Here is an 8,066-nt window from a genome sequence, read left to right as displayed (position 1 = left end):
GGGCGGCTGCACGCCGTTGCGGGGCTGGTCGTTCTGCGGGCGGGTCTCGCCCGCGTCCTGGTCGCCGCGGGCCGGACCGTTCTGGCCGGCCAGCGAACCGTCGGGGCGCAGCGACGAACCCGGTCGCGGTGTTCACCGCGGCCGGGCTGCCCAAGCGGCGGCCCCGGGCGCGGTTGGTGCCCGGCAGTGCAGCAGGATCCGCGGTACTGGCCGCTCCGAGCTCCCCGGCCCGGACGGCCGAGGCCGTGCGCGGCAGGCTGGCCAGCTACCAGCAGGGTGTTCGGCAAGGCCGGGAGAGCAGGCTCCGCCAACAGAGGGAATCCACCTCCGAGGCGCAGCGGGCGGGCGGCAACTCTCGTCCGGCCACGGCAGGTGGGCACGAAAATGAGGAGACCAGGTGACCGCACCACAGACGCAGCCGAGCCGGTTCGGATGGCTGGTCACGAACTTCGCAGAGCGCGTGCCGGGTGTCGCGCACGCCATCGTGGTGTCCGCCGACGGGCTCCTTCTGACGAGTTCGGACCGGCTACCCCGGGACCGTGCCGACCAGCTGGCCGCAGTGTCATCCGGCCTGGTCAGCCTGACGCAGGGCGCCGCACGTTGTTTCGATGCGGGCGGCGTGGTGCAGACCGTTGTGGAGATGGATCGTGGGATCGTGCTGCTCATGTCCATCAGCGATGGTTCCTGCCTGGCGGTGCTCGCATCGCCGAGCTGTGACATCGGCCTGATCGGCTACGAGATGACGCTGCTGGTCGATCGCGTCGGCCAGCTCCTCACCCCGGAACTGCGTGCAGAGCTGCAGGGCTCGTTCGGCCCCTGATCCGCCCCGCGCGACCCCTACGACGACGCACCCCACCACGATGATCGGCAAAGGCAGGTGAGGTCTGATGACCACCGGTCCCGACGACGACCGCCGGCAACCCGCGGAGCCGACATTCGCCGACGTGATGAACGGCTTCAGTCTGGACAGCAGCCGTGGCATCAAGCGCCGGCGGTGGGGGCGCCGTCGCGGTGAGGACGTCGAGCTCGGGGAGACCGGCCCGCCCGGGGACACGGCTCCGCCACCGACACCGGCCCCGTCGTCGTCCGAGTCACCGGTGACCCCGTCCACCAGCCCGATCGACGTTCGTACGATGGACCCGACGCCGGTGGAGGCCGCCTCCGGCGCGGCCGCGGTCCGGCCCTACGCCTGGACCCGGGGCCGCACCAAGTCGGGCTTCAACCTGGCGATCGAGACCCTGGTGTCCACGAGCCCGCAGGGCCGCAACCAGCTCGGTCTGCTCCAGGTGGAGCACCGCGCTGTCGCGGAGCTCTGCGAGCAGACCCGCTCCGTCGCCGAGGTCGCCGCGCTGCTCTCGCTGCCCCTCGGGGTGGCCCGGGTGTTGCTGGGCGACATGGCCGGGCTGGGCGTGGTGACCGTGCACCAGACCGCGAGCAGCGCCGGCAATCTGCCGGACCTCGCCCTGATGGAAAGGGTGTTGAGTGGACTCCGTCGGCTCTAGGCCGCATGCGGTCGCCACGTCGGCGACCATCTCGGCCAAGATCGTTGTGGCCGGTGGTTTCGGTGTGGGCAAGACGACCTTCGTCGGTTCGGTCTCCGAGATCGTCCCGCTGACCACCGAAGCCGTCATGACCGAGGCCAGCGCCGGTCACGACGACCTCTCGGCCACTCCGAGCAAGCGAACCACCACGGTGGCCATGGACTTCGGCCGAGTCTCCCTGGACTCCGACCTGATCCTCTACCTGTTCGGTACGCCCGGTCAGCACCGGTTCTGGTTCATGTGGGACGACCTCGTGCGTGGTGCCATCGGCGCCGTCGTCCTGGTCGACACCCGTCGGCTCGCCGACTGCTTCGCGGCCATCGACTTCTTCGAGGACCGCGGGCTGCCCTACGTCATCGGGATGAACGCCTTCGACGGCCTGCTGCAGCACCGCGTCGAGGACGTGCGCGAGGCCATGGCCATCGACCCGTCGGTACCCATCATCAGCTGCGACGCCCGGGACCGGGCGTCGACCAAGCAGACCCTGATCGCGCTCGTCGAGCACGCCATGCAGCACCGGCTCACCGCCGGCGCACGGTAGCGCTCCCCACCGCGACCCACCCCGGACCGCCCGGCAGCTCGGCTGCCGGGCGGTCCGGCGTCCGGCAGCGTCAGTCCTCGACCAGCGCGATCGAGGTGATCCGGTGCAGTGGCACCCGATAGATGTCGCCGTTGACGCTGTCGCGGCCCTCCACGACCCCGCCGCCGACGTTCACCGGCTCCAGCACTCGCTCGCCGGCGACGCCGTGGCCGTCGACGAACCCGATCCAGACGGTGCGCCGGGCCCGCGCCGCGTCCTGCAGGGTGGCCAGCGTGGCCGAGGAGCCGTTGGCCGGCATCGCGGACCCCGAGACGCTGCGGCGCACACCCGCGAGCGCGTCGCCGGAGCGCATCCGGGACACCACCGCGTCCAGGTGTGCCCCGGCGGGCTCGGGCGGCGCCGCGGGACGGGCACCCCGGGAACGCCGGGGGTCGATGCGGCGGCCGCGGTCTCTGAGGTCGAGCACCCCGCCGCCCGCGTCCTCGGCGGCCGGGCTGAACCCGGCGGCGCGCAGCCCGTCGAGCAGTTCGACGAGCGGGAGCGGGCTGACCACGACGGTCGGTGCGATCCGGCGCAGTTCCAGCACCGTGCTGTCCGGGTGCGCCAGCACCTCGGAGAGCAGCACCTCATCGTCGGAACGCAGGAAGGATGCCGCCGCTCCGCCGCGCAGCCGCCCGTGCCGGCGCGCGACGTCGTCGACGAGGTAGCTCAACGCCTGCGGCACCGGGGTGGCCGACCGCGCGGACAACAGGTCACGCAGCTCGGTCGCGGTGCGCCCGGCGTCCAGGGCGCGGCGCACGCTGGATTCGGTGAACCGGTAGACCGTCGCGCCGCCCGCCGACTCCACGTCGGCCATCAGGTCCAGATCGCGCTCCAGCTCCGGGACGAGCGGTCCGGGGGCGATGGCGGTGAGGTCCGCCTGCAGCAGCACGTGGCCGACGGGCTCAGGCAGCGCGGCGCGCAGCGCGGCGACCGCTTCCGCCGGCTGGTTCAACAACGCCCGCCCCGGCCCGGAGATGGCGTCGAGGGCGACGACGCCGAGCACGGTGGCCTCGGCCAGGGTCCAGCCGACGACCTCGTCGCGCAGCCGGCCGCCGCGGCGCGGCGCGCGCCAGGCCAGCAGCTGGGAGAGCGCCTCCGGGGCACCGATCGCGGTCCCGGGCGGCAGCTCGGCCAGCCCGGCGAGCACCCGGCGGCGGTCGCGCACCGCGAGCGGCCGGCGCAGCGGCTCGGAGAGCGCCGCGATGGGCCGGTCGGCGTCGTCACGGCGACCGACCAGGCCGGGCAGCCGCGGCAGCTCCAGCCACGCGCGGGCCAGCAGCGCCCAGCGCTGCTCGGGCCCGCCGGCCGCCCAGATGTCGGCCGCGGTGGTGGGGGTCCACTCCGGGGCGACGCCGTCGCTCTCCCCGATCAGGTCGGCGGCGACGGCCACCTCCACCAGCAGCGCGGCCACCGGCTCGTCGACGTCCATCTCCCTGGCCGCGCGGCGCAGCTCCCGCACCCCGAGCCCGCCCGAGCGCAGCACCGGCGGTGGCGTCTCGCCCCAGAACGCGATGAGCGCCTCGACCTGGCGCAGCGCGGCCAGCGCGGCCCCGGCCGCGGTCCCGTCGACCATCTCGGCGCCGCGGTCCACGGTGGCGAGGTCCGGCGGTTCGACCTCGATGCGGCCCAGCGGCCGCTCACCGCGCAGCGCGAGCCCGACCTGGCGTGGCAGCTCGACGGTCTCGGGGTCGACGCGCAGCAGCAGGCCCCGGGCGAGCAACCGGCCGACGGGGCTCGTGGGGTCCGAGCCGGCCCGGCTGCGCCCGATGGGTGGCCCGGCGGCGAGGGCCTCGAGCACGCGCAGCTCGTCGGGTTCCACCGACGCCAGCAGCTCGCTCAGCGCGCCCGACCCGACGGGCCCCGGCGCGGGACGGCCGAGCCCACCGGGGTGCCGCGGAACGACCTCACGGGCGGCCGGGACGAGGGACAGTGTCCCGTCGTCGTCCGCCTCCCACACCAGGGCCCGCTCTCGCAGCGCCCGCAGCGCCGCGTCGAGGGCCGCGGCGGGCACGTCCGGCCCGAGCAGCCGGCGGATCTCGGCGAGCGGGGCGGGCGCGGTGTCGGCGTCGGCGACGACGAGAGCCTCGAGCACCGCCAGCGTGACGGTGTCGAGGTCGTCGCAGGCCCGGTGTACCGACGCGCGGATGCCGGCCCGGGTGGCCAGGACGGTGAGATCGGCAGGAGGGGGCACGGCCAGGTCGGGGCGCAGCCGGAGCAACGTGGCCAGAGTCTCGTCGTCCTGGGCGCGCAGCCAGTCGACCAGCGGGATCTGCATCGGTGCCCACGGTAGCCGCCGCCATCCGGACGCCGCCGGGGGCAGCCGATGGGGATAATGAGAGCAACTGCCGACACCATTGGAGGTCACCGTGGCCAACCCCGACCGTACGGGCCGCATCGACCCGTCCTGGCCGGACCTGCCCGACGGCGAGCACCCGCTCACCGAGCTCCTCGGACCGGTGCAGGGTTCGATGTCCCCGTTCGGCGACATCGAGTTCCCGCTGGACAAGGTGCCCTACGAGCACCCCGTCACCGAGATCAACAAGTAACCGTGCCTGCGGGCCTGCTCCTGGCGGCCGGGGCCGGCCGCCGGATGGGCGGGCCGAAGGCGCTGGTCGAGCTGGAGGGCGAACCGCTGGTCCGGCGAGCGCTGCGGGTGCTGCACGAGGGCGGGTGTGCGCCCTTGATCGTCGTCCTGGGAGCGGCGGCGGAGCAGGTCGCGCCGCTGCTCCCGGACGGCGTGCTGCCGGTGCTCGCGTCCGACTGGGCCGAGGGCATGGGCGCCTCGCTGCGGGCCGGGCTGACGGCCCTCGAGGCGCTGGACGAGGGCCCGGACGCGGCGCTGGTGCATCTGGTCGACCTACCGGGCGTCACGGCAGGCGCGGTGGCCCGGCTGGCCGCGGGCAGCGGACCGGACACACTGCTGCGAGCCGCCTACGGCGGCCACCCGGCCCATCCCGTCCTGATCGGACGGACGCACTGGGCAGGGGTGCGGGAGTCCGCCGCCGGTGATGCCGGGGCCCGCGGGTACCTGGCCGGCCACCCGGCGCTGCGGCTCGTGGAGTGCGGCGACCTGGCTGATCCGCAGGACGTCGACACCCCGGAACAGCTGGCTCGTTACCGCTCGGGCTGAGAGACGTCAACGAGAAGGGCCCCGGAGCCGCTGCTGCGGCTCCGGGGCCCGACCTCGTCCCTAGAGGGCGACGTGCTGCCCCGGGAAGATCAGATTCGGGTTCCCGGCCAGCATCGGGTTCTTCGCGAGCAGCGCGTGCAGGGTCATGCCGTGCGCCGCCGCAATCGCGCTGAGGGTGTCGCCGGCCTTCACGACATGGCCGGCGCGGGACATCGGCGCGCTCGCGGCCTTCGGCGCCGCGGCCGGCGCCGGCGCCGGCGCCCGCTGCGGCGCCGGCGCCGCAGCGGGCGCAGGTGCGGACGCCGTGATGCTGCGCGGGGTGACGCCCTCACCGGTGGCTCCGGCCTTCACCGAGCACACCGGCCAGGCGCCCCAACCCTGCACGGCGAGGACCCGCTCGGCGACGGTGATCTGCTGGTCGCGCGTGGCCAGGTTGGCCGACGGCGCGAACTGGGCGCCACCGAAACCTGCCCAGGTGGACGGGGTGAACTGCAGACCGCCCTGGAAGCCGTTACCGGTGTTGATGGACCAGTTCCCGCTGCTCTCGCACTGGGCGACTCGGTCCCAGGTCGCGTCGGTGGCGGCATTGGCCGCCGGCGCGGCGATGACGAACGGGGCACCCGCGACGGCACCCGCCAGAGCGGTCCCTGCGATGACACGACCCGTTTTGGTCGCCTTGCGGTGTCGGCCGCGATAGCGAGGCATGGCAAATCTCCACCGCTGCGCGCCGAATACGCGCTACCTGGGGAGGAGGCAGCGGCGAGCCGTGTGGCCCGCGATCCGTCCCTGTCCCGCGTGCTTTTCGGGGGACCGACACCACCGGACAGGGAGCGCGCTGTGGCATCGGGGCGCGTTCGCTGGGGAGTCTTCGAACGGCCGCCGGAGACGCTACGTCGAGGCGGCGCGACGGAAAAGCGCACGATCGGGAACGCGGCCGAACCACCGCCCGCCGGCGCGGCGATGTGCTAGCACGCGTCTTTCCTGGTCAGAGCGCATGTATAACGAGTAGGAAACGGTTCGGATACGGAACGAATGGGTTGCCTCGGTGTGATATGAATCACTCTTCATGACCGCCGCGCACGTGACGGGCACCGCACGCCGCCCCACCCGCCGCCAGGTCGTAGGGTCAGGGGTGTGGAGCTGACCCACGTCGACAGCACCGGCGCCGCCCGGATGGTGGACGTCACCGGCAAGGAACCCACCGCGCGGACCGCGGTGGCCACCGGCACGCTGCGCACGACCGCCGAGGTGGTCGGCCTGCTGCGTCGTGACGGCCTGCCGAAGGGCGACGCGCTCGCCACCGCCCGGATCGCCGGCATCATGGGCGCCAAGCGCACCCCCGACCTCATCCCGCTGTGCCACCCGATCGCCCTGAGCGGCGTCGTGCTCGACCTCGAGCCCGAGGGCGCCGAGGTGCGGATCCGCGCCACCGTGCGAACGACCGACCGCACCGGCGTCGAGATGGAGGCCCTGACCGCGGTCGCGGTCGCCGGACTGGCCCTGCACGACATGGTGAAGGCGGTCGATCCTGCCGCGGTGCTCGACGGCGTCCGCGTGGAGCGCAAGGACGGCGGCAAGACAGGCAGCTGGACCCGTCCGGAGGACCGGACGTGACGACCGCACCCGCATCGTTCCCGGCGCCGAAGCGGGCGCACGTCATCACCGCCTCGAACCGGGCCGCGGCCGGCGTCTACCCCGACCGGGGCGGCCCGCTCATCGTCGACTGGCTGCGCGAACGCGGCTACGAGTGCCCGGACGCGACCGTCGCGCCGGACGGCGAGCCGGTGGCCGACGCGTTGCGAGCGGCCATCGCGACCGGCGTCGACGTGGTGCTCACCACCGGTGGCACCGGGATCTCCCCGACCGACGCGACCCCTGAAGTCACCCGGGCCCTGCTCGACTACGAGGTGCCCGGACTGGCCGACGCGATCCGCGCCACGGGGGCACCGAAGGTGCCGACCGCGGTGCTGTCTCGTGGCGTCGCGGGGGTTGCCGGGCGCACCCTGGTGGTGAACCTGCCCGGGTCGACCGGGGGCGTCCGCGATGGGCTCACCGTGCTCGCGGACGTGCTCGACCATGCGGTGGACCAGCTGCGAGGAGGCGACCACTGATGAGCGCCCCGGAAGAGACGACGACGGGGGCCGCCGTGCTGCGCGCCGCCGTCGGCGAACAGCCGCTGGACGTGGCCGAACACGCGCGGCTGGTCGACGATGCGGCCGCCGGGGCGGTCGTCACGTTCGCCGGGGTGGTCCGCGACCACGACGGCGGGCGGTCCGTGCGCGGGCTGGAGTACAGCGCGCACCCGAGCGCGGAGAAGATCGTCGCCGAGGTCGCCGCGGACGTGGCGAGCCGGGCGCACGGCGTCCGGGCGATCGCGGTGAGCCACCGCGTCGGCCGGCTGGCGATCGGCGACGTGGCCCTAGCCTGCGCCGTTGCCGCCGATCACCGCCAGGAGGCGTTCGCGGTGTGCTCCGAGCTGGTCGAGGAGGTCAAGCGCCGGCTGCCGGTCTGGAAGCACCAGGCCTTCACCGACGGCTCCGACGAGTGGGTCAATTCGACCTGATCCGCTGATCCCGCGGGCGGCACACCGGCGGCGCGCCAGGGGCGCGCGAGGCGCCGCCCGCGGCGATCGGGCGGGATCAGGCCAGGCGGAGCTGCTGGCCGATGGACAGGAAGTCCGGGTCGGGGAGACCGTTGAGGGTCTGCAGGTTCTGCCAGTTGGTGCCGTTCGCGGCGGCGATCTCGGAGAGGGTGTCGCCGGCCTTCACGACGTAGTTCGCACCGGCGGGGGCAGCCGGCACCGGGGCAGGGG

At 74.1% G+C, this 8,066-nt stretch carries 8 protein-coding genes and 1 pseudogene; 7 read left to right on the top strand and 2 right to left on the bottom strand.

Annotation, left to right across the window (positions count from 1 at the left end; translation table 11 throughout):
- The first annotated feature begins 397 nt into the window (after positions 1–397).
- The 3 genes from HF526_RS33920 to HF526_RS33910 all read left to right on the top strand — a co-directional run bounded on the left by HF526_RS33920 (position 398) and on the right by HF526_RS33910 (position 2,082).
- Positions 398–820, top strand: coding sequence for a roadblock/LC7 domain-containing protein (locus tag HF526_RS33920; protein WP_169385744.1), 423 nt, complete (start codon positions 398–400; stop codon positions 818–820).
- A gap of 67 nt (positions 821–887) precedes the next feature.
- Positions 888–1,502, top strand: coding sequence for a DUF742 domain-containing protein (locus HF526_RS33915; protein WP_211178202.1), 615 nt, complete (start codon positions 888–890; stop codon positions 1,500–1,502).
- Positions 1,483–2,082 (top strand): ATP/GTP-binding protein, encoded by a 600-nt coding sequence (locus HF526_RS33910; RefSeq protein ID WP_169385743.1) that lies wholly within the window; start codon positions 1,483–1,485, stop codon positions 2,080–2,082. Before HF526_RS33915 ends, HF526_RS33910 begins: the two co-directional genes overlap by 20 nt.
- A 70-nt stretch (positions 2,083–2,152) precedes the next feature.
- On the opposite strand, the gene HF526_RS33905 is transcribed toward HF526_RS33910, so the two are convergent.
- On the bottom strand, positions 2,153–4,399 hold the full coding sequence (locus HF526_RS33905; RefSeq protein ID WP_169385742.1) for a helicase-associated domain-containing protein: 2,247 nt from the start codon (positions 4,397–4,399) through the stop codon (positions 2,153–2,155).
- Positions 4,400–4,490: 91 nt separating this feature from the next.
- On the opposite strand from HF526_RS33905, the gene HF526_RS33900 reads away from it, so the two are divergent.
- Positions 4,491–4,670: a hypothetical protein gene (locus HF526_RS33900; RefSeq protein ID WP_169385741.1), complete on the top strand. Its 180-nt coding sequence runs from the start codon at positions 4,491–4,493 to the stop codon at positions 4,668–4,670.
- A gap of 2 nt (positions 4,671–4,672) precedes the next feature.
- Positions 4,673–5,254 carry an NTP transferase domain-containing protein gene (locus HF526_RS33895; RefSeq protein WP_169385740.1) on the top strand — a complete coding sequence of 194 codons (582 nt, stop codon included), beginning with the start codon at positions 4,673–4,675 and terminating at the stop codon, positions 5,252–5,254.
- A gap of 60 nt (positions 5,255–5,314) precedes the next feature.
- Here the strand turns inward: HF526_RS33895 and HF526_RS33890 are convergent, their stop codons facing one another.
- Entirely contained in the window at positions 5,315–5,959 is a 645-nt protein-coding gene (locus HF526_RS33890) for a LysM peptidoglycan-binding domain-containing protein (RefSeq protein ID WP_169385739.1), read from the bottom strand.
- 429 nt (positions 5,960–6,388) lie between these two features.
- Here HF526_RS33890 and moaC point away from each other — a divergent pair, with 429 nt between their 5' ends.
- Together moaC and HF526_RS37610 are read left to right on the top strand one after the other, a co-directional pair.
- Complete coding sequence (gene moaC, locus HF526_RS33885; protein WP_338051940.1) at positions 6,389–6,868, top strand: cyclic pyranopterin monophosphate synthase MoaC; 480 nt, start codon at positions 6,389–6,391, stop codon at positions 6,866–6,868.
- A pseudogene (locus tag HF526_RS37610) lies at positions 6,865–7,817 on the top strand (molybdenum cofactor biosynthesis protein MoaE). Before moaC ends, HF526_RS37610 begins: the two are co-directional and overlap by 4 nt.
- The last annotated feature ends 249 nt before the right edge of the window (positions 7,818–8,066 follow it).

The organism is Pseudonocardia acidicola (genome assembly GCF_012911935.1).
GTDB lineage: Bacteria > Actinomycetota > Actinomycetes > Mycobacteriales > Pseudonocardiaceae > Pseudonocardia > Pseudonocardia acidicola.
This window is presented reverse-complemented; position numbering and strand designations above follow the sequence as displayed.